Origin of the sequence: Burkholderia sp. WP42 (genome assembly GCF_000745665.1) — a bacterium.
In the GTDB taxonomy this organism is placed as follows: Bacteria; Pseudomonadota; Gammaproteobacteria; order Burkholderiales; family Burkholderiaceae; genus Burkholderia; species Burkholderia vietnamiensis.
In genome coordinates this window covers 53,627-79,612 of record NZ_JQJT01000026.1, presented here as the reverse complement: position 1 = coordinate 79,612, position 25,986 = coordinate 53,627, and the positions used below count along the sequence as shown (strand labels likewise).

26 protein-coding genes are annotated in these 25,986 nt (G+C 66.5%); 23 read left to right on the top strand and 3 right to left on the bottom strand.

All coding sequences use genetic code 11. The annotated features are described in order from the left end of the window. Positions 1–229: 229 nt before the first annotated feature. The 22 genes from EX20_RS17755 (at position 230) to nagZ (ending at position 20,042) form a co-directional block, all read left to right on the top strand. The gene (locus EX20_RS17755; RefSeq protein WP_011883952.1) at positions 230–865 is read left to right on the top strand and encodes a DUF177 domain-containing protein; all 636 of its coding nucleotides are present in this window, start codon (positions 230–232) and stop codon (positions 863–865) included. Between the two features lie 98 nt (positions 866–963). Further along, positions 964–1,143 carry a 50S ribosomal protein L32 gene (gene rpmF, locus EX20_RS17750; RefSeq protein WP_006051932.1) on the top strand — a complete coding sequence of 60 codons (180 nt, stop codon included), beginning with the start codon at positions 964–966 and terminating at the stop codon, positions 1,141–1,143. 129 nt (positions 1,144–1,272) lie between these two features. Continuing rightward, entirely contained in the window at positions 1,273–2,379 is a 1,107-nt protein-coding gene (plsX, locus tag EX20_RS17745) for a phosphate acyltransferase PlsX (RefSeq protein WP_011883953.1), read from the top strand. Further along, on the top strand, positions 2,380–3,369 hold the full coding sequence (locus tag EX20_RS17740) for a beta-ketoacyl-ACP synthase III (protein WP_011883955.1): 990 nt from the start codon (positions 2,380–2,382) through the stop codon (positions 3,367–3,369). An 85-nt stretch (positions 3,370–3,454) separates the two neighbouring features. Continuing rightward, entirely contained in the window at positions 3,455–4,387 is a 933-nt protein-coding gene (fabD, locus tag EX20_RS17735; protein WP_011883957.1) for an ACP S-malonyltransferase, read from the top strand. Positions 4,388–4,423: 36 nt separating this feature from the next. Continuing rightward, positions 4,424–5,173: a 3-oxoacyl-ACP reductase FabG gene (fabG, locus tag EX20_RS17730; protein WP_011883958.1), complete on the top strand. Its 750-nt coding sequence runs from the start codon at positions 4,424–4,426 to the stop codon at positions 5,171–5,173. 144 nt (positions 5,174–5,317) lie between these two features. Continuing rightward, on the top strand, positions 5,318–5,557 hold the full coding sequence (gene acpP / locus EX20_RS17725) for an acyl carrier protein (RefSeq protein WP_004197638.1): 240 nt from the start codon (positions 5,318–5,320) through the stop codon (positions 5,555–5,557). 164 nt (positions 5,558–5,721) lie between these two features. Further along, positions 5,722–6,954, top strand: coding sequence for a beta-ketoacyl-ACP synthase II (fabF, locus tag EX20_RS17720; protein WP_011883959.1), 1,233 nt, complete (start codon positions 5,722–5,724; stop codon positions 6,952–6,954). Positions 6,955–6,965: 11 nt separating this feature from the next. Beyond that, positions 6,966–7,430, top strand: a complete 465-nt coding sequence (locus EX20_RS17715; protein ID WP_011883960.1) for a hypothetical protein — start codon at positions 6,966–6,968, stop codon at positions 7,428–7,430. A 90-nt stretch (positions 7,431–7,520) separates the two neighbouring features. Beyond that, entirely contained in the window at positions 7,521–8,120 is a 600-nt protein-coding gene (gene rpoE / locus EX20_RS17710) for an RNA polymerase sigma factor RpoE (RefSeq protein WP_011883961.1), read from the top strand. Between the two features lie 88 nt (positions 8,121–8,208). Further along, a complete protein-coding gene (locus tag EX20_RS17705) occupies positions 8,209–8,826 on the top strand; it encodes a sigma-E factor negative regulatory protein (RefSeq protein WP_011883962.1) in 618 nt (205 codons plus the stop codon). A gap of 5 nt (positions 8,827–8,831) precedes the next feature. After that, on the top strand, positions 8,832–9,884 hold the full coding sequence (locus EX20_RS17700) for a MucB/RseB C-terminal domain-containing protein (protein WP_034194219.1): 1,053 nt from the start codon (positions 8,832–8,834) through the stop codon (positions 9,882–9,884). A 16-nt stretch (positions 9,885–9,900) separates the two neighbouring features. Beyond that, the gene (locus tag EX20_RS17695; protein WP_011883964.1) at positions 9,901–11,394 is read left to right on the top strand and encodes a DegQ family serine endoprotease; all 1,494 of its coding nucleotides are present in this window, start codon (positions 9,901–9,903) and stop codon (positions 11,392–11,394) included. Between the two features lie 11 nt (positions 11,395–11,405). Further along, positions 11,406–11,642: a glutaredoxin family protein gene (locus tag EX20_RS17690; protein ID WP_011883965.1), complete on the top strand. Its 237-nt coding sequence runs from the start codon at positions 11,406–11,408 to the stop codon at positions 11,640–11,642. Between the two features lie 184 nt (positions 11,643–11,826). Then, positions 11,827–13,620, top strand: coding sequence for a translation elongation factor 4 (lepA, locus tag EX20_RS17685; protein WP_011883966.1), 1,794 nt, complete (start codon positions 11,827–11,829; stop codon positions 13,618–13,620). 16 nt (positions 13,621–13,636) lie between these two features. After that, on the top strand, positions 13,637–14,530 hold the full coding sequence (lepB, locus tag EX20_RS17680) for a signal peptidase I (protein ID WP_011883967.1): 894 nt from the start codon (positions 13,637–13,639) through the stop codon (positions 14,528–14,530). A gap of 153 nt (positions 14,531–14,683) precedes the next feature. After that, positions 14,684–15,937: a ribonuclease III gene (gene rnc, locus EX20_RS17675; RefSeq protein ID WP_034194218.1), complete on the top strand. Its 1,254-nt coding sequence runs from the start codon at positions 14,684–14,686 to the stop codon at positions 15,935–15,937. Between the two features lie 60 nt (positions 15,938–15,997). Continuing rightward, a complete protein-coding gene (era, locus tag EX20_RS17670) occupies positions 15,998–16,897 on the top strand; it encodes a GTPase Era (protein ID WP_011883969.1) in 900 nt (299 codons plus the stop codon). Further along, complete coding sequence (gene recO / locus EX20_RS17665) at positions 16,884–17,723, top strand: DNA repair protein RecO (protein WP_011883970.1); 840 nt, start codon at positions 16,884–16,886, stop codon at positions 17,721–17,723. The genes era and recO overlap by 14 nt, the downstream gene beginning before the upstream one ends. Further along, the gene (pdxJ, locus tag EX20_RS17660) at positions 17,720–18,496 is read left to right on the top strand and encodes a pyridoxine 5'-phosphate synthase (RefSeq protein WP_011883971.1); all 777 of its coding nucleotides are present in this window, start codon (positions 17,720–17,722) and stop codon (positions 18,494–18,496) included. Before recO ends, pdxJ begins: the two co-directional genes overlap by 4 nt. 69 nt (positions 18,497–18,565) lie before the next feature. After that, positions 18,566–18,997, top strand: coding sequence for a holo-ACP synthase (gene acpS, locus EX20_RS17655; protein ID WP_034194217.1), 432 nt, complete (start codon positions 18,566–18,568; stop codon positions 18,995–18,997). Between the two features lie 16 nt (positions 18,998–19,013). Then, complete coding sequence (gene nagZ, locus EX20_RS17650; protein ID WP_034194216.1) at positions 19,014–20,042, top strand: beta-N-acetylhexosaminidase; 1,029 nt, start codon at positions 19,014–19,016, stop codon at positions 20,040–20,042. Positions 20,043–20,193: 151 nt separating this feature from the next. Here nagZ and EX20_RS17645 read toward each other — a convergent pair whose 3' ends face one another. The 3 genes from EX20_RS17645 to earP form a co-directional block, all read right to left on the bottom strand. Then, positions 20,194–21,579 (bottom strand): sigma-54-dependent transcriptional regulator, encoded by a 1,386-nt coding sequence (locus EX20_RS17645; protein WP_034194215.1) that lies wholly within the window; start codon positions 21,577–21,579, stop codon positions 20,194–20,196. A 271-nt stretch (positions 21,580–21,850) separates the two neighbouring features. Beyond that, positions 21,851–22,408: an elongation factor P gene (gene efp, locus EX20_RS17640; RefSeq protein ID WP_011883975.1), complete on the bottom strand. Its 558-nt coding sequence runs from the start codon at positions 22,406–22,408 to the stop codon at positions 21,851–21,853. A 137-nt stretch (positions 22,409–22,545) separates the two neighbouring features. Next, positions 22,546–23,757: an elongation factor P maturation arginine rhamnosyltransferase EarP gene (gene earP, locus EX20_RS17635; RefSeq protein WP_034194214.1), complete on the bottom strand. Its 1,212-nt coding sequence runs from the start codon at positions 23,755–23,757 to the stop codon at positions 22,546–22,548. A 75-nt stretch (positions 23,758–23,832) separates the two neighbouring features. On the opposite strand from earP, the gene uvrC reads away from it, so the two are divergent. Continuing rightward, the gene (gene uvrC, locus EX20_RS17630; protein ID WP_034194213.1) at positions 23,833–25,884 is read left to right on the top strand and encodes an excinuclease ABC subunit UvrC; all 2,052 of its coding nucleotides are present in this window, start codon (positions 23,833–23,835) and stop codon (positions 25,882–25,884) included. The last annotated feature ends 102 nt before the right edge of the window (positions 25,885–25,986 follow it).

Below are 25,986 nucleotides of genomic sequence, written 5' to 3'. Positions count from 1 at the left end.
ATGCGGCGTTGCGCGGACGCAAGCATAAGTGATTGACCGCAAAAGGTAAAACAGGTATGCTTTCCCGCTTTTCGTCGACAGGCTTGCGCTGTGGTGGCGCCTGTCGGGTCTTCGGAATACAGTACGTCAACCGTGTGCGGCTCGTGTCGCGCATGAAAGAGAGCGGCGCCCAACGTGTGACGTCGGCCGAGCCGGATCCCGCAAGTCAGCCCGTGGACAGGAGCGCAACATGAACACTTCTTCTGGCAAGCCGGCGGCAGCGCTGGATCCGCACGCAGTCGACCTGTTCGAATTCGCCCGCAGCGGGCGGCAGGCGGCAGGTGCGACGCGGCTGTCCCAGCTGGCGCGCATGCTGAACGAAGTGCCGGCGGACGCGTCCGATCGCGACACGGTGTTCACGTGGCAGGCCGAAGGGTTCACCCAGAAGGAGCTGCAGGACGACGGCAGCGACGGCCAGCAGCCGTACCTGCGTCTCGCGGTGCACGGCCATGCGTGGCTCACGTGCCAGCGCTGCATGGCGCCGTACGACCAGACGTTCGACGTCGACATGACGTACCGCGTCGTGGCGACCGAAGAAGAAGCTGAAGAATTTCCGCTCGACGACGATGAAGCCGATGTGATCGTGGGCTCGCGCCAGTTCGATCTCGTCGACTTGATCGAAGAGGAGTTGCTGCTTTCGCTGCCGCTCGTGCCCAAGCACGAGGTTTGCCCGGCAGTTCACGAAAGCCTCGTGTCGGGTGTGAGCGGTCCTTCGGAAGATGCGGATGAAGCGTCCGCGGAAGACGAGGACGAAGGCAAACGGCCGAATCCGTTCGCAGCGCTGCAAGCGCTGAAGAAGGACGGGGACGGCGGCAACAAACACTAAGCAGTTGTGGCGCGGGAAGGCGTAAGGGCTTTGGGCCAGGGTAGTTAAGCGCCGGATCGGGCTGTGTTAGAATCCGGAAAATCAATTAGGAGTTAGTCATGGCAGTCCAGCAAAACAAGAAGTCGCCGTCGAAGCGCGGCATGCATCGTTCGCACGATTTCCTGACGGCAGCGCCGCTGGCAGTCGAGCCGAGCACGGGTGAAGTGCATCTGCGTCACCACGTCAGCCCGAACGGCTACTATCGCGGCAAGAAAGTCGTCAAGACGAAGAACGACTAAGCGTCAAGTCACGCGTTGCGCGCTACGTTCGCCGTTCGCGTGACAACTGGTTCGCTTGACACTTTCCTGGCTCAACAAAAAGGCGGCATTCAACTGCCGCTTTTTTGTGCCTGAAATTCGTCGCATTCCATGACCGTAAAGCTCACAATCGATTGCATGGGAGGCGACCACGGCCCGTCCGTGACCGTTCCCGCCGCAGTCAAGTTCGTCCGCGCGCATCCCGATGCGCACCTGATGCTCGTCGGCATCGAAAGCGCGATTCGCGCGCAGCTGAAAAAGCTGAAAGCCCTCGACGATCCCGCGCTGACCATCGTGCCCGCCACCGAAGTCGTGGCGATGGACGATCCTGTCGAAGTCGCGCTGCGCAAGAAGAAAGATTCTTCGATGCGCGTCGCGCTGAATCACGTGAAGGAAGGCGCGGCCCAGGCCTGTATTTCCGCCGGCAACACCGGCGCGCTGATGGCCGTTTCCCGTTACGTGCTGAAGACGCTGCCCGGCATCGAGCGGCCCGCGATCGCGTTCGCGCTGCCGAACCCGACCGGCTACACGATGATGCTCGACCTCGGCGCGAACGTCGACTGCGAGCCGCAGCACCTGCTGCAGTTCGCGGAGATGGGCCATGCGCTCGTCGCGGCGCTCGAAGGCAAGGAGCGCCCGACGATCGGCCTGTTGAACATCGGCGAAGAAGTCATCAAGGGCAACGAGACGATCAAGCGCGCCGGCGAACTGCTGCGCGCCAGCACGCTCAATTTCCGCGGCAACGTCGAAGGCAACGACATCTACAAGGGCACGGTCGACGTGATCGTCTGCGACGGCTTCGTCGGCAACGTCGCGCTGAAGACGTCCGAAGGGCTCGCGCAGATGCTGTCCGACATCATCCGCGAGGAGTTCGGCCGTTCGCTGATGTCGAAGCTGATGGCGCTGCTCGCGCTGCCCGTGCTGATGCGTTTCAAGAAGCGCGTCGACCATCGCCAGTACAACGGCGCGGCGTTGCTGGGGCTGAAGAGTCTCGTGATCAAAAGCCACGGTTCGGCCGATGCCTACGCGTTTGAGTGGGCGATCAAACGCGGGTATGATGCCGTCAAAAACGGCGTGCTGGAGCGCCTTACGCGCGCGATGGCGGATAATTCGGTGTCGCTCGGCGACGGCGAACACGACGCAGGCGGCGCAGGCCACACGGGCCCGGCCGCAGGCCAACACGCCGAACCTCCCGCTGCGCAATCCTCTAAAGCATAAATGGCCCAATCGACTCTCTATTCCCGCGTGCTCGGCACGGGCAGCTATTTGCCGCCCGACCGCGTCACGAACCAGCAGCTTGCCGATCGTCTCGCGAAGGAAGGCATCGAGACGAGCGATGAATGGATCGTGGCGCGCACGGGCATCCACGCGCGCCATTTCGCCGCACCCGACGTCACGACCAGCGATCTCGCGTACCAAGCCGCGCGCCGTGCGATCGAGGCGGCCGACATCGACCCGCAATCGATCGACCTGATCATCGTCGCGACGTCGACTCCCGATTTCGTGTTCCCGAGTACGGCCTGCCTGCTGCAGAACAAGCTCGGCATCAAGAGCGGCGGCGCGGCATTCGACGTGCAGGCCGTGTGTTCCGGCTTCGCGTACGCGATGGCGATGGCCGACAGCTTCATCCGCGGCGGCCAGCACCGCACGGCGCTCGTCGTCGGCGCGGAGACGTTCTCGCGGATTCTCGATTTCAAGGACCGCACGACCTGCGTGCTGTTCGGCGACGGCGCGGGCGCGGTGATCCTGTCCGCATCGGAAGAGCCGGGCGTGCTCGGCAGCGCGCTGCACGCGGACGGCAGCTATTCGAACATCCTGTGCACGCCGGGCAACGTCAATCGCGGCGTGATCGAAGGCAGCGCGTTCCTGCACATGGACGGGCAGGCGGTGTTCAAGCTCGCGGTCAACGTGCTGGAGAAGGTCGCGGTCGAAGCGCTCGCGAAGGCGAATCTCGCGCCCGAGCAGATCGACTGGCTGATTCCGCACCAGGCCAACATCCGCATCATGACCAGCACCTGCCGCAAGCTCGGCTTGCCGCAGGAGCGCATGGTCGTGACGGTCGACCAGCACGGCAACACGTCGGCTGCGTCGATCCCGATGGCGCTCGACGTCGCGGTCCGCGACGGCCGCATCCAGCGCGGTCAGCACGTGCTGATCGAAGGCGTCGGCGGCGGCTTCACCTGGGGCGCGTCGGTCTTCCGCTTCTGATCCGCAGCGCGCGACTGCTGCGCGCGGATCCCGAACCGGCGCGCCGTTCGCGCGCGCCGTCCGAATCGATTCAATTGGGGACGATATGAAATTTGCATTCGTTTTTCCGGGGCAGGGCTCGCAGTCGGTCGGCATGCTGAACGCATTCGCCGATCTGGCCGTCGTGCGCGAGACGCTCGCGGAAGCATCCGATGCACTCGGCCAGGATCTCGGCAAGCTGATCGCCGAAGGCCCGGCTGAAGAACTGAATCTCACGACCAACACGCAGCCGGTGATGCTGACGGCCGCATACGCGTGCTATCGCGCATGGCAGCAGGCCGGCGGCCCGGCGCCGTCGATCGTCGCGGGCCACAGCCTGGGCGAATACACGGCGCTCGTCGCCGCAGGCGCGCTCGCGTTCAAGGACGCGGTGCCGCTCGTGCGCTTCCGTGCGCAGGCGATGCAGACCGCGGTGCCGGTCGGCCAGGGCGGCATGGCCGCGATCCTCGGCCTCGACGACGACACGGTGCGCGCGGTGTGCGCGGAAGCGGCGCAAGCGGGCGTCGTCGAAGCCGTGAACTTCAACGCGCCGGCGCAGGTCGTGATCGCGGGCGCGAAGGCGGCCGTCGAAAAGGCGTGCGAGATCGCGAAGGCGAAGGGTGCGAAGCGCGCGCTGCCGCTGCCGGTGTCGGCGCCGTTCCATTCGTCGCTGCTCAAGCCGGCGTCGGACCAGCTGCGCGACTATCTCGCGAACATCGACGTGAAGGCGCCGCAGATTCCGGTGGTCAACAACATCGACGTCGCGGTGGTCAGCGATCCGGCCGCGATCAAGGATGCGCTGGTGCGCCAGGCCGCCGGCCCGGTGCGCTGGGTCGAATGCGTGCAGCACATCGCCGCCACGGGCGTCACGCACGTGATCGAGTGCGGGCCGGGCAAGGTGCTGGCGGGGCTGACGAAGCGCATCGACGGCAATCTGGTCGGCGCGTCGGTGTTCGATCCGGCGTCGCTCGACGAAGCGCTGAAGCTGGCGACCGCCTGACGCGGCGCCTTTCCTCAAGAGACGGATATTCGATTCATGGAAAAGACTCTCGACAAACAGGTCGCGATCGTGACCGGCGCATCGCGCGGCATCGGCCGTGCGATCGCGCTCGAACTCGCGCGCCTGGGCGCGACGGTGATCGGCACGGCGACGAGCGAATCGGGCGCGGCCGCGATTAGCGCCGGGTTCGCGGAAGCGGGCGTTACGGGTCGCGGCGCGGTGCTGAACGTCAACGACGCGGCTGCGGCCGAAGCGTTGATCGACGCGACCGTGAAGGAATTCGGCGCGCTGAACGTGCTCGTCAACAACGCCGGGATCACGCAGGACCAGCTCGCGATGCGGATGAAGGACGAGGACTGGGACGCGGTGATCGACACCAACCTGAAGTCGGTGTTCCGGCTGTCGCGCGCGGTGCTGCGCCCGATGATGAAGGCCCGCGGCGGGCGCATCATCAACATCACGTCGGTGGTCGGCTCGGCCGGCAATCCGGGGCAGGCCAACTACGCGGCCGCGAAGGCCGGCGTGGCGGGCATGACGCGCGCGCTGGCCCGCGAAATCGGCAGCCGCGGCATCACGGTCAACTGCGTGGCGCCGGGCTTCATCGACACCGACATGACCAAGACGCTGCCGGAAGAACAGCAGGCCGCGCTCAAGACCCAGATTCCGCTCGGCCGCCTCGGCAGCCCGGAGGACATCGCCCATGCCGTCGCGTTTCTCGCGTCGCCGCAGGCCGGTTACATCACCGGCACGACGCTGCACGTGAACGGCGGCATGTACATGTCGTAACGGTTTTCGTTTACCATCCGCGCCGTATCCCGTTTTTCAGGCGGATCGGCGCTTGATCGACCATCAAGCCAACGCGCGTTTTGGCGTCAGCAAACCTGATAAAATGCGCGCACTTGTAAATCTGAACTTTCCCTCGGAGGGGTAATGGATAACATCGAACAACGTGTCAAGAAGATCGTCGCTGAGCAACTGGGCGTCGCGGAAGCCGAGATCAAGAACGAAGCATCGTTCGTGAACGATCTGGGTGCAGACTCGCTCGACACGGTCGAACTGGTGATGGCTCTGGAAGACGAGTTCGGCATGGAAATCCCGGACGAAGAAGCAGAGAAGATCACGACGGTTCAGCAAGCGATCGACTACGCTCGCGCAAACGTCAAGGCGTAAGCGCGTTTCGCGCTCGTCCGCCACGTCGCCGCGATCTTCGCGATTGACGCGCCATCCTGCCGGCTTCGCGCCGGACGGACTAACAGCCACAGGGCTCGCAGGGCTGGTTCCTGTGGCCACTGTGGCTTTTGTTTTTGTCATCCAATAATGGAAAAGAGGTTACCGTGAGCCGCCGTCGTGTTGTTGTTACAGGCCTGGGGCTGATTTCGCCTGTTGGCAATAATGTTGCCGACGGCTGGGCCAATCTCGTCGCCGGCAAGTCCGGTATCGCCACCGTCACGAAGTTCGATGCGTCGAACCTCGCCTGCCATTTCGCGGGCGAAGTGAAGGGTTTCAACGTCGAGGAGTACATCCCGGCGAAGGAAGCCCGCGGCATGGATACGTTCATCCATTACGGCATCGCAGCCGGTGTCCAGGCTATCCGGGACAGCGGCCTCGAAGTGAACGAAGCCAATGCGGAGCGCATCGGCGTGCTGGTCGGCTCCGGCATCGGCGGCCTGCCGATGATCGAAGACACGCACCAGACCTACGTCGATCGCGGCCCGCGCCGGATTTCGCCGTTCTTCGTGCCGGGTTCGATCATCAACATGATCTCGGGCCACCTGAGCATCATGTTCGGCCTGAAGGGCCCGAACCTCGCGGCCGTCACGGCCTGCACGACCGGTCTGCACAGCATCGGCCTCGCGGCGCGCCTGATCCAGGCCGGCGACGCCGACGTGATGGTCGCGGGTGGCGCCGAATCGACGGTGTCGCCGCTCGGCATCGGCGGTTTCGCGGCCGCGCGCGCGCTGTCGACCCGCAACGACGACCCGGCAACCGCGTCGCGCCCGTGGGACAAGGACCGCGACGGCTTCGTGCTGGGCGAGGGTTCGGGCGTGATGGTGCTGGAAGAGTACGAGGCGGCGAAGGCGCGCGGCGCGAAGATCTATGCGGAAGTCTCCGGCTTCGGCATGACCGGCGATGCGTACCACATGACCGCGCCGAACATGGACGGTCCGCGCCGCTGCATGGTCGCGGCGCTGCGCGATGCCGGCGTGAATCCGGACGAGGTGCAGTACCTGAACGCGCACGGCACGTCGACGCAGCTGGGCGACAAGAACGAGTCGGACGCGGTGAAGGCGGCGTTCGGCGAGCACGCGTACAAGCTCGCCGTGAACTCGACGAAGTCGATGACGGGTCACCTGCTCGGTGGCGCGGGCGGCCTCGAGTCGGTGTTCACGGTGCTGGCGTTGCACAACAACGTGTCGCCGCCGACCATCAACATCTTCAACCAGGACCCGGAGTGCGATCTCGATTACTGCGCGAACACCGCGCGTGACCTGAAGATCGACGTGGCCGTGAAGAACAACTTCGGCTTCGGCGGCACCAACGGCACGCTGGTATTCAAGCGCGTCTGACGTCGAATCGCTTGACGAGTCCATTCGATGCTCCGGCCGGGCGTCCGCAGCGCTTTGCGTTGCGGGCCTCGGCCGTGTCGTATGTCGTGCTGGCAGCGTTCGTCGCGGCGTGCGCCGCGTCCGTGTACCTGTTCTGGGCCCCGCGCGCGGGTGCTGCCGCCGGCGCGGGCATGGCCGCGGCGACGGCAGCGCTGCTGACGTCGTGTGCGATGCGGGCCTTTGCGCACCGCTTGCCGGCGGAACTGCGCATCGATGCATTCGGGGAGATCGCGGCGTTCAGCCGCGGCGGGCGCTTGCTGGCCCGCGGCCGGGTGACCGGCCATGCACACTGGAGCAGCCTGCTGCTCGTGCTGTCGGTCGGGCAAGGCGCCCGCCGCGCGCGGCCGTTGCTGATCCCGGCCGACGCGCTCGACGCCGCGTCGTTCAGCGCGCTGTCCGTGCTCGCGCGTACCGCGCGCACGACGGGGCGGGCATGATCGCGGCTCGTTACGTACCGTAACCAGCGGCCGGCGGCGGAACGCTACAATAACGCTCCGCGTTGCATCCCTAGTTAACGGATTTGTCAGGTGAGTGAAAAAGAAATTGATCAGGCTCTGGTCGAGCGCGTACAGAAAGGCGACAAGGCGGCGTTCGAACTCCTGGTCTCCAAATACCACCGCAAGATCATTCGGCTGATCTCGCGCCTCGTGCGCGATCCCGCCGAGGTCGAGGATGTGGCCCAGGACGCGTTCATCAAGGCGTATCGTGCGTTGCCGCAATTTCGCGGTGAATCCGCGTTCTACACGTGGTTGTACCGGATTGCCGTCAACACGGCGAAGAACTACCTTGCGACGCAAGGCCGTCGGGCGCCGACCTCCACCGAGGCCGATGCCGAGGAGGCGGAAACTTTCTCCGACGCAGACCAACTAAGGGATATCAACACGCCAGAGTCGATGTTGATGAGCAAGCAGATTGCCGAGACGGTCAACGCTGCAATGGCCGTCCTGCCCGAAGAATTGCGTCAGGCGATTACGCTGCGCGAGATCGAGGGCCTGAGCTACGAAGAAATCGCGGAAATGATGAACTGCCCGATCGGGACGGTTCGATCGCGGATCTTCCGGGCTCGCGAGGCAATCGCTGCAAAATTGCGTCCGCTGCTCGATACGCCCGAAGGCAAGCGCTGGTAAGCGCGATGGGTGCAACGACGCGGGTCGGGGTCTAGTTACGGATAGGGTCGTGAAATCACGACGGGGTGTGTGCAAGATGGGGAGCATCATGGGGTCGGTCAATACGCAGTCGCAAGCGTGCTCGCGCGGCGAGCGCCTTTCCGCTCTGGTCGACGGGGAACTGTTCGACGGTCCGGATCACGGGCAGTTTCTGGCTGAGCTGAACGGCGCGGATCGCGCGACGTGGGCCCAGTACCATCTGATCGGCGATGCGCTGCGCTCGGACGAGCTCACGCTGTCGCCGGCTCGCAGCGTCGCGTTCACCGCGCGCATGGCGGCTGCGCTCGACAGCGAGCCGCACCTGCTGGCGCCGGCCGCCGCGCCGGCTGCGCGCAAGCTGCTGTCGCTGCGCCGCAGGGTCGTGCCGGCGTTCGCGGTGGCCGCCGCGGCCGCCACGCTGACGTGGATCGTCGTGCCGCAGATGCAGACGGCCGGCGTGCCGGGCGCAGTCCAGGTCGCATCGGTCGGCGCGCCGCAAAGCGGCGGCCTGCAGCGCGTGACGGTCGCTCAGGCGTCTACGCAGCCGGCGCTGCAGGACGTCAACATCATCCGCGACGCCAGTCTCGATCAATACCTCGAAGCGCATCAGCAATTTGCGCAGCAGCCCGTCGTTACGGGCTCGATGCCGCTGATCCGCGCCGCGGTGTCCACCACGCCAGGCCAATAAACCCGATGCGGACATTGCAGTTGAATCACGCCATCTCCGGATGGAAGCGGCTGCCGGCCCTCCTGCTTTGCGCAGCCGCCCTGTTGTCCGTTCAATCCCTTCCCGCCAGCGCCCAGCAACCGGACGATCCCGTCGCCACCCGCAAGGGCGCGGCCGACTGGCTCGACCGCATCCAGCAGGCGGCGCAGCAGCAGAGCTACGAAGGCACGTTCGTCTACCAGCGCGGCGGCTACGTGCAATCGTCGCGCATTGCGCACGTCGCGTCGCGTGACGGCGAATTCGAGCGCATCGAGTCGCTCGACGGCAAGCCGCGCAAGGTGCTGCGGCACAACGACGAGTTGTATACGTTCGTCCCCGAGCGCAAGCTGTGCGTGGTCGAGCGCCGCCAGACGCGCGATTCGTTCCCCGCGCTGCTCGGTGCGCCGGGCGAGCACGTGATGTCCGTTTATGACGCGAAGCTGCTCGGCCGCGACCGCGTCGCCGGCGTCGATGCGCAGGTCGTCGAGCTCGTGCCGAAGGATGCGTACCGCTTCACGTACAAGCTGTGGGCCGATGCGCGCACCGGGTTGCTGCTGCGTTCGCAGACGCTCGACGCGAGCGATCACGTGCTCGAGCAGGTCGCGTTCTCGCAGTTGCAGACGGGCGGTGCCGCCGGCGATAAGTCCGCGATCGCGGCCGGCATGCGCAATCTGAGCGGCTGGACGGTGGTCCGCCCGCCGGTTGCGACGGTCGACATGGAAGCGCAGGGCTGGCAGATCGCGCCGACGATCGCCGGCTTCCGCAAGATTCGCGAGGTGCGCCGGCCGATGGCCGCGCGCGACGCAGGCGATCCGCCGATTCCGGTCGACCAGGCCGTCTTCACCGACGGGCTGGCGACGATCTCGGTCTTCATCGAGCCGGCCGAAAGGAATACGCGCAAGGAAGGCGCGGGCAGCACCGGCGCGACGCACGTGCTCGTGAAGCGCCGCGGCGACTACTGGATCACCGTGCTCGGCGAAGTGCCCCCGGCCACGTTGCAGCAGTTCGCGTCTGCCATAGAATACAAGGCTTCCAAGTAACGCTACGGCTCCCGACATGACGAAAATCACGCTGCGCAAAGTGCTCGCGGCGGCGGCGCTGTGTGCCTGCCTGCCGTTCGTCCCGCAAACCGCGTCCGCTGTCACGCCTCCCCCGGGCAGCCTGCCCGACTTCGCCGATCTGGTCGAAAAGGTCGGGCCGGCCGTCGTGAACATCCGGACGACCGCGAACGTGCCGGTGCCGGGGCCGCGCGGCAGCCTGCCGCCGGGCTTCGACAACGGCGACATGTCGGAATTCTTCCGGCGCTTCTTCGGCATTCCGTTGCCGCAGGCGCCCGGCAACGGCGGCGGCAGCCCGAAGGGCGCGCCGACGCCCGACAATCCGCCGGACACCGAGCAGAATCGCGGGGTCGGCTCGGGCTTCATCGTGTCGGCAGACGGCTACGTGATGACGAACGCGCACGTCGTCGACGATGCGGACACCATCTACGTCACGCTCACCGACAAGCGTGAATTCAAGGCGAAGCTGATCGGCGTCGACGATCGGACCGACGTCGCGGTGGTCAAGATCCAGGCAGCGAACCTGCCGGTCGTCGCGATCGGCGATTCGACCAAGGTGCGCGTCGGCGAGTGGGTGGTCGCGATCGGTTCGCCGTTCGGCCTCGACAACACCGTGACGGCTGGCATCGTCAGTTCGAAGAGCCGCAACACGGGCGACTATCTGCCGTTCATCCAGACCGACGTCGCGGTGAACCCCGGCAACTCGGGCGGCCCGCTGATCAACATGCAGGGCGAGGTGATCGGCATCAACTCGCAGATCTACAGCCGCACCGGCGGCTTCATGGGCATCTCGTTCGCGATTCCGATCGACGAAGCGATGCGCGTGGCCGATCAGCTGAAGGCGACCGGCAAGGTCACGCGCGGCCGCATCGCGGTGGCGATCGGCGAAGTCACGAAGGACGTGGCCGATTCGATCGGGCTGCCGAAGGCGGAAGGCGCGCTGGTGAGCAGCGTCGAGCCGGGCGGCCCGGCCGACAAGGCGGGCATCCAGCCGGGCGACATCATCCTGAAGTTCAACGGCCGTTCGGTCGACGCGGCGTCGGACCTGCCGCGCATGGTCGGCGACACGAAGCCCGGCGCGAAGGCGACCGTCACCGTGTGGCGCAAGGGCCAGGCGCGCGAGCTGCCGATCACGATCGCCGAGACGCCGGCGGAGACGACGGCGAAGGCCGAGCAGCGCAAGACCGCGCCGCAGAAGCCGCGTCAGGCGAATTCGCTCGGCTTGACGGTCAGCGACATTCCGGCCGAGCAGATGAAATCGCTGAAGCTGAAGAACGGCGTGCAGATCGACGGCGTCGACGGCCCGGCCGCGCGCGCCGGGCTGCAGCGCGGCGACATCGTGCTGCGCGTCGGCGACACCGACATCACGAGCGCGAAGCAGTTCGCCGACGTGACCGCGCAGCTCGATCCGCAGAAGGCGGTCGCGGTGCTCGTGCGGCGCGGCGACAACACGCAGTTCGTGCCGGTGCGTCCGCGCCCGAGCCAGAAGTAAGTCACGCGCCGATGTTCACGCTTTACGGCCGCGGCTGGTGTCACCTGTGCGATGACATGCGCGACGCGCTGGCGCCGCTGGCGGCCGAGTTAGGCGTCGCGCTCGACTACGTCGACATCGACGCCGATCCGGCACTCGTCGCCCGCTATGACGAAGACGTGCCGGTGCTGTTGCTCGACGGCGTGGAGGTGTGCCGCCACCGGTTCGACGAGGCGGCGGTGCGCGGCGCGTTCGCGGCGCGGCGCTGACCCGGCCCCGGCGCGTGCAGGCGGCCGGCGGCTCCGGACGCTCGCGGTCGGGCACGCGCTCGCCGGCCGCCCCAAATTACCGCCCGGCAAAGGCCTTTTCGGCTAAAATAAGCCGTTTTTTCACCGACTTACAAGGCGTGCTCCGCAGTCGTCGAGCGCGCCTTTTTCGCTTGATCGGCACTGAATGGATCATATTCGCAATTTCTCGATCATCGCCCACATCGACCATGGCAAGTCGACGCTCGCGGATCGCATCATCCAGGTATGCGGCGGCCTCGCCGCCCGCGAAATGGAAGCGCAGGTGCTCGACTCGATGGACATCGAGCGCGAGCGCGGCATCACCATCAAGGCGCAGACTGCGGCGCTGTCCTATCGCGCGCGCGACGGCAAGGTCTACAACCTGAACCTGATCGATACGCCGGGGCACGTCGATTTCTCCTACGAAGTCAGCCGTTCGCTGTCCGCCTGCGAGGGCGCGCTGCTCGTGGTCGACGCGAGCCAGGGCGTCGAGGCGCAGACGGTCGCGAACTGCTACACGGCGATCGAGCTCGGCGTCGAAGTCGTGCCGGTGCTGAACAAGATCGACCTGCCGGCCGCGAACCCCGAGAACGCCATCGAGGAAATCGAGGACGTGATCGGCATCGACGCCACCGACGCGACGCGCTGCAGCGCGAAGACGGGGCTCGGCGTCGAGGACGTGCTCGAAGCGCTGATCGCGAAGGTGCCGCCGCCCAAGGGCGATCCGGCCGCGCCGCTGCAGGCGCTGATCATCGACTCGTGGTTCGACAACTACGTCGGCGTCGTGATGCTCGTGCGCATCGTCAACGGCACGCTGCGTCCGAAGGACAAGATCAAGATGATGGCGACCGGCGCGCAGTATCCGGTCGAGCACGTCGGCGTGTTCACGCCGAAGTCGCGCAATCTCGAATCGCTGTCGGCCGGGCAGGTGGGCTTCATCATCGCCGGCATCAAGGAACTGACGGCCGCGAAGGTCGGCGATACCGTCACGCACGTGGCGAAGCCTGCCACCGAGCCGCTGCCGGGCTTCAAGGAAGTGAAGCCGCAGGTGTTCGCGGGCCTCTATCCGGTCGAGGCGAACCAGTACGACGCGCTGCGCGAATCGCTCGAGAAGCTGAAGCTCAACGACGCGTCGCTGCAGTACGAGCCGGAAGTGTCGCAGGCGCTCGGCTTCGGGTTCCGCTGCGGCTTCCTCGGGCTGCTGCACATGGAAATCGTGCAAGAGCGGCTCGAGCGCGAGTTCGACATGGACCTCATCACGACCGCACCGACGGTCGTCTATGAAGTGGTGCAGAGCGACGGCTCGACGATCATGGTCGAGAACCCGGCGAAGATGCCGGAACCCGGCCGCATCGCCGAGGTTCGCGAGCCGATCGTCACCGTGAACCTGTACATGCCGCAGGACTACGTCGGCTCGGTGATCACGCTGTGCGAGCAGAAGCGCGGCTCGCAGATCAACATGCAGTATCACGGCCGCCAGGTGCAGCTCACGTACGAAATTCCGATGGCCGAGATCGTGCTCGACTTCTTCGATCGCCTGAAGTCGGTGTCGCGCGGCTATGCGTCGATGGACTACGAGTTCAAGGAATACCGTTCGTCGGACGTCGTGAAGGTCGACATGCTGATCAACGGCGACAAGGTCGATGCGCTGTCGATCATCGTGCACCGCTCGCAGTCGCAGTACCGCGGCCGCGAAGTGGCCGCGAAGATGCGCGAAATCATTCCGCGCCAGATGTACGACGTGGCGATCCAGGCCGCGATCGGCGCGCACATCGTCGCGCGCGAGAACATCAAGGCGCTGCGCAAGAACGTGCTGGCGAAGTGCTACGGCGGCGACATCACGCGAAAGAAGAAACTGCTCGAGAAGCAGAAAGAAGGTAAGAAACGCATGAAGCAGGTGGGTTCGGTCGAGATCCCGCAGGAAGCGTTCCTCGCGATCTTGCGCGTCGAAGACAAATAACAGGACTGATCCTTTTATGAATTTTGCGCTGATTCTTTTTGTGCTCGTCGTCGTGACGGGCGTGGCGTGGGTGTTGGACAAGCTGGTGTTCCTGCCGCGGCGACGCAAGGCGGCCGACGTGGCGATCGACGAGTTCGATCGCCAGCAGTCGCGCATCGACAAGCGTTTCGCGGACGAAAATGCGGTGCAGACGCGTGCGAAGCTGCGCGACGAGAAGCTGCGCCAGCCGTGGTGGCTCGAATACACGGCGAGCTTCTTCCCGGTGATCCTCGCGGTGTTCGTCGTGCGTTCGTTCGTCGTCGAGCCGTTCAAGATTCCGTCGGGCTCGATGGTGCCGACGCTGGTCGTCGGCGATTTCATCCTCGTCAACAAGTTCGAATACGGGCTGCGTCTGCCGGTCACGAACACCAAGATCACGCAGGGCAAGCCGCTGTCGCGCGGCGACGTCGTCGTGTTCCGTTATCCGAAGGACGAGTCGGTCGACTACATCAAGCGCGTCGTCGGCCTGCCGGGCGACACGGTCGCCTATCAGGACAAGCAGCTGACGATCAACGGCCAGCCGGTGCCCGAAACGCCGCTGCCCGACTACTTCGACGACGAGCGCCAGAACTACGCGAAGCAGTTCGAGGAAACGCTCGGCACGAAGAAGAACGCGATCCTGAACAATCCCGCGGTGCCGCCGTTCGTGATGGGCGCATACGACTATCCGTATCGCGACAACTGCACGTACAACAGCCGCGGCGTGATCTGCAAGGTGCCGCCCGGCCACTACTTCATGATGGGCGACAACCGCGACAACAGCGCGGACAGCCGCTACTGGGGGTTCGTGCCGGACAACAACATCGTCGGTCGCGCGTTCTTCATCTGGATGAACTTCAGCGACCTGAAGCGCATCGGTTCCTTCAACTGATCGCAGTCGACTCGCACGCAATGCGCGACGCACGGGCCGCGTCGCGTATTGCCGAACTACTTTAAGAACCGGCGGTAACACCGCCTCGTCACGCCTTTTCGCGTCCGGCCGTGCCGCTTCGGCCCGACCGGCGCCCGCGTTATACTCCTGCACATGCCCCTATCCCAGTTGGAAAGCCGACTGCGCTACGAATTTCGCAATGCGGAATTGTTGCGCCAGGCTTTGACCCATCGCAGTCACAGCGCCACGCATAACGAACGGCTCGAGTTTCTCGGCGACTCCGTTCTGAATTGCGCGGTGGCGGCCCTTTTGTTCCAGCGCTTCGGCAAGCTGGACGAAGGCGATCTGTCGCGCGTGCGCGCCAATCTCGTCAAGCAGCAGTCGCTGTATGAAATCGCTCAGGCCCTGAATATCTCGGACGGGCTGCGACTGGGCGAGGGCGAGTTGCGCAGCGGCGGGTTCCGCCGCCCGTCGATTCTCGCGGACGCATTCGAAGCCATCATCGGGGCCGTGTTTCTCGATGGCGGCTTCGAAGCCGCCCAAGGGGTCATCAAGCGGCTGTACGTACCGATCCTCGACCACATCGATCCGCGCACGCTCGGCAAGGACGCGAAAACGCTGCTGCAGGAGTATCTGCAGGGGCACAAGATCGCGTTGCCCACCTACACCGTCGTCGCGACTCATGGTGCGGCGCACAATCAGCAGTTCGAGGTCGAATGCACGGTGCCGAAGCTCGACGTGAAGGTGTCGGGCTCCGGCGCGAGCCGGCGGGCGGCCGAGCAGGCTGCCGCGAAGAAGGCGCTCGACGAGGTGCTGGCCGCCGCGCCGATGCTGGCCTCGAAGCCGAAGCGCTCGAAGAATGCCCGTGGATCGAAGCATGCGGAGCCCGAAATCGTGCCGGGCGTGAAGGGCGTTCAGGAAGCGCTGGACCTGCGCTCGCCGGAACGGAAGGAACGTGCGGCGGCACGCGACGTGAAGGCGTCCGGCGGCGCTTCCGAGCCGGCCGAGCGGCCGGCTCAGGCGCCGATGGCCGCGATCCGCGCCGCGCATGTCGAAACCGTGGCGGACAAGACCGACCGCGCGGCGAAGCCGTCGGGCGACAAGCCGGCGGACAAGCCGGCCGAGAAGTCGCCGGAGCGCGGCGAAGCTGCCCTGCGTGCGGCCGACAAGCCCGCGGAAGGCGCACCGCGCGCCGCTGACAAGCCGACCGGCCAAGCGGCCGGTCAAGCAGCCGTCCAGCCGGCCGATCCGGCCTCGGCGAGCGCCGACAAATCAGCCGCTGCGTCCGACCCCGCCTCCCGCACGACGCCGCGCCCGCGCGACGGCGCAGCGTCCGACACCGAGACGCCGCCGGGCGGCGCGAGCCTCGCGGCCGCCCAGGCGCGCGCGGCCGATGCCGGCCACTGAATTGCCCATCGATCGTGCCGCGCGCCGCGCGGCCGGTTGCGAACCTGTCTCCCAAACGATATGAACACTCCCGCTCCTACCGGTTTCCGCTGCGGCATGATCGCGATCGTGGGCCGCCCGAACGTCGGCAAGTCGACGTTGATGAACGCACTCGTCGGCCAGAAGATCAGCATCACGTCGCGCAAGGCGCAAACGACCCGCCATCGCATCACCGGCATCAACACGTTCGACGACGCGCAGTTCATCTTCGTCGACACGCCGGGCTTCCAGACCCGCCACAGCACCGCGCTGAACCGCTCGCTGAACCGCGCGGTCACGTCGACGCTCACGTCGGTCGACCTGATCCTGTTCGTGATCGAGGCCGGCCGCTTCGGGCCCGACGACCAGAAGGTGCTCGACCTGATTCCGCCGGGCGCGCCGACGCTCCTGATCGCGAACAAGGTCGACCGCGTGGGCGACAAGGCGACGCTGTTCCCGTTCATGCAGAAGATGAGCGCGCTGCGCGAGTTCACCGAGCTCGTGCCGCTGTCCGCGCAGCGGCCGGAAGACATCAAGCACCTGCTCGACACGATCAAGCCGCACCTGCCGGAAGGTCAGCCGATCTACGGCGAGGACGAGCTGACCGACCGCAGCTCGCGCTTTCTCGCGGCCGAAATCCTGCGCGAGAAGGTGTTCCGCTGGACCGGCGACGAATTGCCGTACACGAGCACCGTGCTGATCGACAAGTTCGAGGAGGAAGGGCGGCTGAAGCGCATCTTCGCGACGATCCTCGTCGAACGCGATATGCACAAGGCGATGGTGATCGGCAAGAAGGGCGAGAAGCTCAAGCAGATCAGCACTGAGGCGCGGCTCGACATGGAGAAGCTGTTCGACGGCCCCGTGTATCTCGAGACCTTCGTGAAGGTGAAGAGCGGCTGGGCCGACAACGAGGCGGGGCTGCGTGCCTATGGGTACGAATGACGCGCTGACGTCGACCGAAGACGCGGTGGCCGCCGGCGCGAACGACGCGCCGCTGCCGGCCCCGCCTGAACCGCCGCGCCGCAAGGCGCGGCGCGCGACGTCTCGCACGTCCGATTTCCGCATCGCCGAGCAGCCGGCGTTCGTGCTGCACAGCTATCCGTACCGCGAAACGAGCCTGATCATCGACGTGCTCACGCGCGACCATGGCCGGCTCGCGCTCGTCGCGAAGGGCGCGAAGCGCCCCCATTCCGCGCTGCGCGGCGTGCTGCAGACGTTCCAGCCGCTGCTGTTGTCGTGGTCCGGCAAATCCGAAGTGCGCACGCTCACCGGCGCCGAGTGGGTCGGCGGGATGCTGCCGCTCGGCGGCGACGGGCTGCTGTGCGGCTTCTACGTCAACGAGCTGCTCGTGAAATTCTGCGCGCGCGAAGATCCGCAGCCGCCGCTGTTCAACCATTACGTGCTGACGCTCACGCGCCTCGCACACGGCGAACCGGCCGTGCAGGTGCTGCGCTCGTTCGAGCGCGTGCTGCTGCGCGAGACCGGCTACGCGATGGCGCTGAACCGCACGGTGGCGCGCCGCGCGGTCGAGCCCGAGCGCCGCTACGTGTTCGATCCCGAGCGCGGCGTGCGCAACGCGGACGACGACGTACCGTCGCACTGGCCGGTCGTCACCGGACAGACGTTGCTCGACATGGAGCAGGACGATTACCATCGAGCCCAGACGGTCGCGCAGAGCAAGACGCTGATGCGCTTCCTGCTGAACACCTATCTCGGCGGTACGCCGCTCGCCACGCGCCAGATCCTGATCGACCTGCAAAACCTATGAGCTTTTTCCTGACAACGCCCACCGTCATCGACCTCGGCGTGAACATCGACCACGTCGCCACGCTGCGCAACGCGCGCGGCACCGCCTATCCCGATCCGATCCGCGCGGCGCTCGCCGCCGAAGAAGCCGGCGCCGACGCGATCACGCTGCACCTGCGCGAGGATCGCCGCCACATCGTCGACGCCGACGTGCGCACGCTGCGCCCGCTGCTGAAGACGCGGATGAACCTCGAATGCGCGGTGACGGCCGAGATGCTCGACATCGCGTGCGAAGTGCGTCCGCATGACGCGTGTCTCGTGCCGGAGAAGCGCGAGGAGCTGACGACCGAAGGCGGCCTCGACGTCGCCGGCCGCTTCGAGGTCGTGCGCGCGGCCTGCAAGCAGCTCGCGGACGCCGGCGTGCGCGTATCGCTGTTCATCGATCCGGACGAGACGCAGATCCGCGCCGCGCACGAGGCCGGCGCGCCGGTGATCGAGCTGCATACCGGCCGTTATGCCGACGCGCACGACGCAGCCGAGCAGCAGCGCGAATACGAACGCATCGTCGCGGGCGTCCAGGCCGGCGCGCAGCTGGGGCTGAAGGTCAACGCCGGTCACGGTCTTCACTACACGAACGTGCAACAGATCGCCGCCATCGACGGGATCGTCGAGCTGAACATCGGCCATGCGATCGTCGCGCATTCGATCTTCGCGGGCTGGGACAATGCCGTGCGCGAGATGAAGGCCATCATGGTCGCCGCACGCGTTGCCGCGCTTCACGGCGGCGCGCGCTGACGATGCGTTCCGTGCGCGCCGGCTCGGCTTGCCACCCGGCATCGTTCGTGCATCGCGGCGCGCGCTGACATGGCGATCTACGGCATCGGCACCGACATCGTCCAGTTGAGCCGCATCGCGGCCGTGCTCGAGCGCACCGATGGCAGGTTTGCCGAGAAGGTGCTGGGCCCCGACGAGTTGCGCGTGTTCCACGCGCGGCGCGCGCGCTCCGAGGCGCGCGGCATCGCGTTTCTCGCGACGCGCTTTTCCGCGAAGGAAGCGTTCTCGAAGGCGATCGGGCTCGGCATGCACTGGCCGATGACGTGGCGCGCGCTGCAGACCCTCAACCAGCGCAGCGGCGAGCCGTACGTCGTCGCGTCGGGAGAGCTCGCCGACTGGCTCGCCGCGCGCGGCATCACCGCGCGCGTGACGGTCAGCGACGAGCGCGACTACGCCGTGTCGTTCGTCGTCGCCGAAACCGATGCGCCGCCGCCTGCACCCGTTCCCCGAACCCTTTCCTGACGGATTTTCCGATTCGATGAAAACGACTCCCGGCCCGGTCATGCTCGACGTCGTCGGCACGGCCCTGTCGCGCGACGATGCGCGGCGCCTTGCGCATCCGAACACCGGCGGCGTGATCCTGTTCGCGCGGCATTTCGAAAACCGCGCGCAGCTGAGCGCGTTGACCGACTCGATCCGCACGGTGCGCGAGGACATCCTGATCGCGGTCGATCACGAAGGCGGCCGCGTCCAGCGGTTCCGCACCGACGGCTTCACGGTGCTGCCGGCGATGCGCCGGCTCGGCGAGCTGTGGGATCGCGACGTGCTGCTCGCGACCAAGGTCGCCACCGCGGTCGGCTACATCCTGGCCGCCGAGCTGCGCGCCTGCGGGATCGACATGAGCTTCACGCCCGTGCTCGATCTCGACTACGGGCATTCGAAGGTGATCGGCGATCGCGCGTTCCATCGCGACCCGCGCGTCGTCACGTTGCTCGCGAAGAGCCTGAACCACGGGCTGTCGCTCGCGGGCATGGCCAACTGCGGCAAGCATTTCCCCGGGCATGGTTTCGCGGAAGCCGATTCGCACGTCGCGCTGCCGACTGACGACCGGCCGCTCGACGCGATCCTCGAGGGAGACGTCGCGCCGTACGACTGGCTCGGCCTGTCGCTGTCGGCGGTGATTCCCGCGCACGTGATCTATACGCAGGTCGACCCGCGGCCCGCCGGCTTCTCGCGCGTGTGGCTGCAGGACATCCTGCGCGGGCGGCTCGGTTTCACGGGCGCGATCTTCAGCGACGACCTGTCGATGGAGGCCGCCCGCGAAGGCGGCACGCTCACGCAGGCCGCCGACGCGGCGCTCGCGGCCGGCTGCGACATGGTGCTCGTCTGCAACCAGCCGGAGGCCGCCGAAGTCGTGCTGAACGAACTGAGCGCGCGGCCGTCGGCGGAGTCGGTGCGGCGCATCAAGCGGATGCGTGCGCGCGGCAAGGCGCTCAAGTGGGACAAGCTGATCGCGCAGCCCGAGTATCTGCAGGCGCGCGGGCTGTTGACCAGCGTGCTCGCATAAGCGGCGACGCAGTCGGCGCGCTGCCGTCGCCGAAACGAAAAAGCCACGCGAAGTTGCGTGGCTTTTTCGTTGGTGCGCGAAGCGGAGGGCAGCACTGGTTCGACGAACTAATCGTCGGCGCCGGTCCGCGCCGACGACGATTGCCGCCCGCTCAATTGACCTTCATGCGCTGCAGTTTGTTGTAGAGCGTCTTCGGGCTGATGCCGAGCAGCGTGGCCGCACGATGCCGCGTGCCGCCGACTGCGTCGAGCGTCGCGCGGATCAGCAGGTCTTCGACGTCGGACAGCGGCGTGCCGACCTTGATCTGCACGCTGCTGCCGTTCAGCGCGGCGCCGGCCGCGAAGCTCGCTTCGCCGGCGCGCAGCGTTTCGATGAAGTCGCCCGACGCGTCGTATGCGAAGCGCACACGCTCGTGCAGCTCGCGCACGTTGCCGGGCCACTCATAGGACAGGCATTCGCGTACGAAGCCCGGCGCCGCGCGCTTGTCGGTCGTGCTGCGGCCGGTCGCGCGGGCCTCGCGGTTCAGTTCGTCGATCAGCGCATCGGCAATCGCGAGCGCGTCGCCGTCGCGCTCGCGCAGCGGCGGCATCGTGATCGACGCCGCATCGAGGCGCAGCCACAGATCTTCGCGCAGCGTGCCGTTGGCAACGGCCTCGCGCGCCGGCCGGCGCGTGGCCGCGATCAGCCGGAAGTCGCTCGCGATGGAGCTCGTGCCGCCGATCCGCATGAAGTTCTGCGAATCGAGCGCATGCAGCAGCGCTTCCTGCAGCACGAGCGGCAGCGCGGTGATTTCGTCGAGGAACAGCGTGCCGCCGCCGGCCTGTTCGAACAGGCCGGTTTCGCGCCGCTCGGCGCCGTCGAACGCGCCGCGCTCATGGCCGAACAGCACGCTGTCGAGCGACGCGCCATGCCGGTTCGCCTGCGCGATCATCCGGCAGTCGAACGACAGGAACGGCCCCTTGCGGCGGCGGCTCAGATCGTGCAGCGTGCGCGCCGCGAGCTTCTTGCCGGTGCCGGCTTCGCCCGCGAACAGCACGGCCGTTTCGGTGCGCGCGTTGTGCTCAATCATGTCGTACACGTGCTGCATCGCCTCGCTGCGGCCGACCAGTGCGCCGAAGCGGCCGAGGCGACGCAGCGACGCGCGCAGCGCCTGCACTTCGTCGATCAGTTCGTAGGGGCGGGGAATCCGCGCGAGCAGGCTGCGCAGCCGCGGAATGTTGATCGGCTTCAGCAGGTAGTCCCAAATGCCGTGACGCAAGCCTTCGATCGCGCTCTCGACCGTCGCATTGCCGGTCAGCACGATCACCGGCAGCGAGCCGTTCGGCTGCTGCTGCGGCAGGTGCTGGAGCAGGTCGAAGCCGCTTCCGTCCGGCAGGTTCAGGTCGACCAGGACGACGTCGGGGATCGCGCGGCCGAGCGCCGTGCGCGCCTCCGCGAGCGACGTGGCCGTGTCGACCGAGAAGCTGTCTGCGGCGAGCAGCGCGGTCAGGCCGGACAGACTGTTGGGATCGTCTTCGACAATCAGGGCGTGTGGCATGGTGAACGCGAGTCGAGTCAAGAGAGGCGGGCTGTCGGCCATCGAGCCAGCCGCAGCCGCGTGTCGGATTAAAAACTGATTTTATGCCCCCCGGAACGCCCGACGTGCATTATTTCTCGGCCGCTATAAAACAGTTACCGATGATACAAATTGAATACCTTTAGTGCTGGATTTTGTGTTGCCGATCGTGCCGACATGTGCGCGCTGTTGCGCGCAGGCAAACAAAAAGCGCCCCGCAGGGCGCTTTGTTCGATGCGAAGTTCGCAGGCGCTTACGCGCGGCTGCGGTATTCGTTCGTACGCGTGTCGATTTCGATCTTGTCGCCGGTGTTGCAGAACAGCGGCACTTGCAGCTCGAAGCCCGTTGCGAGCTTCGCGTTCTTCAGCACCTTGCCCGACGACGTGTCGCCCTTGACGGCCGGTTCCGTGTAGGTGATCTCGCGAACCAGGATCGTCGGCAGTTCGACCGAAATGGCCTTCTCGTTGTAGAACACGACTTCGCAAGCCATGCCGTCTTCGAGGTAGTTCAGCGCTTCGCCCATCATTTCCGCTTCGACTTCGTACTGGTTGTAGTCGGCGTCCATGAACACGTACATCGGGTCGGCGAAGTACGAGTACGTCACTTCCTTGCGGTCGAGCACGACGACGTCGAACTTGTCGTCGGCCTTGTAGACCGCTTCCTGGCCTGCGTTCGTCAGCAGGTTCTTCATCTTCATCTTGACGACGGCGGCGTTACGGCCCGACTTGTTGTATTCCGTCTTTGCGATGACCCATGCGTCGCTGCCGATTTGCACGACGTTGCCTACGCGGAGTTCCTGTGCGGTCTTCATAAAAAAACTGTCCTGATCCAATCAAATAAATGGGTGCCTGAGCGTTGCGCAACGGCTGACGGCGCAAGCGGTGCGTTCCGGTAGGTGCCAAGAGCCCCAAGCGTGCGCGCTTGCGTGGTCAGCCGTCGGATAACCGCTTATTTTAACTGAGATTTTGCGTATTCCGCCAGCTTTCCGGCAAGATCGCCGACGCCCGCCAGCGTGTCGGCCCAGCGCGTCGCGTTGGCGTCCAGCGCCGCGCGGTGCTGCCGGATATCGTCCCAATCGGGCGTGCCCACGCCGTTCCACGCATGCCAGAAGCGCTCGAGCGCCGCGCGCGGCGCGTCGGCGAGGCCGGCTGCCAGGTGCGCGAGCGCGGCGTCGAGTTTCGGCAGATGCGCATCGTCGGCCTGCGGGTAGATCTGCCAGACGAACGGCTTGCGCGCCCATTGCGCGCGCACGAACGAATCCTCGCCGCGCACGAAGTTGACGTCCGCCGCCCACAGCAGCGCGTCGTAGTCGGCCTGCGGCACGAAGGCGAGCCCGTAGGCGGTCAGATTGCCGAGCGTGGCGCGCGCGCCGGCGTCGAACGATGCGGTGCCGAAGAAGCGCGCGACGGCCGGCGAGATGCGGCCGGCCGGCACGAGCGCGACGATCGGCGTCGCGCTGTCGCGCCACTGCGCGAGCAACGCGTCGACGGCCGGATTTTCGTATGCGAACAGGCTCACGACCGTCGTGCCGGACGCCGGCGGCGCATCGCCGGTCGCGTGCCGCCACCAGGCCGTACGCGCGGCCGCGTCGGTTTCGAATGCGGTGCGGCGTGCGTCGAGGTCGCGCTCCTTCAGCACGCCGCCGGTGCCGGCCGACAGCCCGGGGAAGAAGAAGGTCTTCAGCAGCGGGTAGCGCGGATGCGGCGACGGGCGCAGGTGGAAATCGGCGACCCAGTCCTCGGCGCTCAGGTATTCGAGATTGATCCATACCGGGCGTGGCGCCCGTCTCGCCATCGCGGCGAGATACGCGCCCGGCAGTTCGCACGCGAACGCTTCGATCACGACGTCGGCGATCTGCAGCGCGTCGCCGACTTCCGTGTGCCAGTGTTCGATCGCGATGCCGTCGAGCGTTTGCCGGCCGGCGTGCGGGTCGATCTGCGGCAGCAGTCGCGCGAAGGTGCGCAGATCGTCGACGAAGATGCGCATCTGCCAGCCGTGCTCGTGCGCGAGCTGGCGCGCGAGGCGCCAGCACACGCCGATGTCGCCGAAGTTGTCGATCACGGTGCAGAAGAGGTCGCATGCGATCGGTTCGCCGGTCGAGCGCGGCGAAGCGATGGCGGGGACGGAGTCGGAGCCGGAGGCGGGCGTGGTGCGGGACATCGAAGCGGGCCGGTGAATGCTCTAAACTGGCGATTCTAATGGACCCGTTCCGCGCCAGCGGGCACCGGATCACGCATGACATCCCCAGAAGCCGCCGATACTCCGTTCGAACCGAAGAAGATCCTCGCGCAATTGCCGCACATGCCGGGCGTCTACCGCTATTACGACGCAACGGGCGCCGTGCTTTACGTCGGCAAGGCGCGCGACCTGAAGAAGCGCGTGTCGAGCTACTTCACGAAAACGCAGCTGTCGCCGCGCATCGCGATGATGGTCACGCGCATCGCGCGCATCGAGACGACCGTCACGCGCTCGGAGGCCGAGGCGCTGCTGCTCGAGAACAACCTGATCAAGGCGCTCGCGCCGCGCTACAACATCCTGTTTCGCGACGACAAGTCGTATCCGTACCTGAAGCTCACCGCGCACCGCTTTCCGCGCATGGCGTATTACCGCGGCTCGGTCGACAAGCAGAACCAGTATTTCGGGCCGTTCCCGAGTGCGTGGGCGGTGCGCGAGAGCATCCAGATCCTGCAGCGCGTATTCCAGTTGCGCACCTGCGAGGATTCGGTGTTCAACAACCGTACGCGGCCGTGCCTGCTGCATCAGATCGGGCGTTGCACGGCGCCGTGCGTCGGCGCGATCACCGAGGACGACTACGCGATCGACGTGTCGAACGCCGCGCGCTTCCTGCTCGGGCGGCAGTCCGAGGTGATGAACGAACTCGAGCAGAAGATGCACGCGTTCGCGGCCGAGCTGAAGTTCGAGCAGGCGGCGGCCGTGCGCAACCAGATGAGCTCGCTCGCGACGGTGCTGCACCAGCAGGCGATCGAGGTCGGCGGCGACAGCGACGTCGACATCCTGGCCGTCGTCGCGCAGGGCGGGCGCGTGTGCGTGAACCTCGCGATGGTGCGCGGCGGCCGCCATCTTGGCGACAAGGCGTATTTCCCGACGCACGTCGAAAGCGCGCTGACGCTCGCGGAAGGCGGGCTCGGCGACGAGGCCGATGGCGTCGACGATGCCGCCGCCGCGATGCCGGACCAGCCGGTGGAAGGCGAGGGCGACGGCGACGGGGGGGCGGCTGCCCGCGTCGCCGCCGCCGGTGCCGGCGCGTCCGTCGAGGCGGAGGTGCTCGATGCATTCATCTCGCAGCACTATCTGGGCAACCGCGTGCCGCCGGTGCTGGTCGTCAGCCATGCGCCCGCGAGCCGCGACCTGCTCGAGCTGCTGTCCGAGCAGGCCGGCCACAAGGTATCGCTGGTGCGGCAGCCGCAGGGGCAGCGGCGCGCGTGGCTGACGATGGCCGAGCAGAACGCCCGGATCGCGCTCGCGCGACTGCTGTCCGAGCAGGGCTCGCAGCAGGCGCGTACGCGCGCACTCGCCGAGACGCTCGGCCTCGAATGCGACGATCTCGCGACGCTGCGCATCGAGTGCTTCGACATCAGCCATACGATGGGCGAGGCGACGCAGGCGTCGTGCGTCGTCTATCACCATCACAAGATGCAGTCGGGCGAGTACCGTCGCTACAACATCGCCGGCATCACGCCGGGCGACGACTATGCGGCCATGCGGCAGGTATTGACGCGCCGCTACGAGAAGATGGTCGAGCTGGCCGCGCAGGCGGCCGCCGCCGACGCCGCGACCGGCATCGACGGCGAATCGACGCGGCAGGCCGAGGCGTCGAGCCTGTTGCCGAACATCGTGCTGATCGACGGCGGCAAGGGGCAGGTCGAGATCGCGCGGCAGGTGTTCACCGAACTGGGGCTCGATACGTCGATGCTGGTCGGCGTCGCGAAAGGGGATGGGCGCAAGGTCGGCCTCGAGACGCTCGTGTTCGCGGACGGCCGCACGCCGCTCGAGCTCGGCAAGGAGAGCGCGGCGCTGATGCTGGTTGCGCAGATCCGCGACGAGGCGCACCGCTTCGCGATCACCGGGATGCGCGCGAAGCGCGCGAAGGCGCGCCAGACGTCGCGGCTCGAGGAGCTCGACGGCGTCGGCGCGAAGCGGCGCCAGCGGCTGCTCGCGCGGTTCGGCGGACTGCGCGGCGTGGTCGCCGCCAGCGTCGAGGAGCTGGCGAGCGTCGACGGGATCTCGCACGCACTCGCCGAACAGATCTACAAGCAGCTTCATTGACGGGCCGTGCGACCGGCCGCTCGGGCCTGCGATCCCGCGTTGCGATCGCGCGTTCTTGTGGCAGGCCGGTCGACACGGCACAATTGCGAATCCTTTACTGAC